Raw genomic sequence first — 421 nt, 5'->3', positions numbered from 1 at the left:
TTGCAGAACTGGGCGATCTTGCGCTTTTCCTCGACCGGGATCTCCTGCTCGCAACGGCAGAGCAGGATGTCCGGCTGGATGCCGATGGAGCGCAGCTCCTTGACCGAGTGCTGGGTCGGCTTGGTCTTCATCTCGCCGGCCGTCTTGATGAACGGCAGCAGGGTCAGGTGCACGTAGCAGCTCTGGCCGCGCGGCAGGTCCTGGCGCAGCTGGCGGATGGCCTCGAAGAAGGGCAGCCCCTCGATGTCGCCGACGGTGCCGCCGATCTCGACCAGCACGAAGTCGACCGGCTTCTGGCCCTTCTCGTCCATGGCGGGCGAGAGGACGAAGTCCTTGATCTCGTTGGTGACGTGCGGGATCACCTGGACGGTCGCGCCCAGATAGTCGCCGCGGCGTTCCTTCTCGATGATCGTCTTGTAGA

General features: G+C 64.4%; 1 pseudogene. It reads right to left on the bottom strand.

The window, feature by feature from the left end:
* Positions 1–421, bottom strand: a pseudogene (pyrG, locus tag AC1DKD_RS42235) (CTP synthetase); the annotation flags it as partial.

The organism is Cupriavidus sp. 05T313 (genome assembly GCF_056396665.1).
This window is presented reverse-complemented; position numbering and strand designations above follow the sequence as displayed.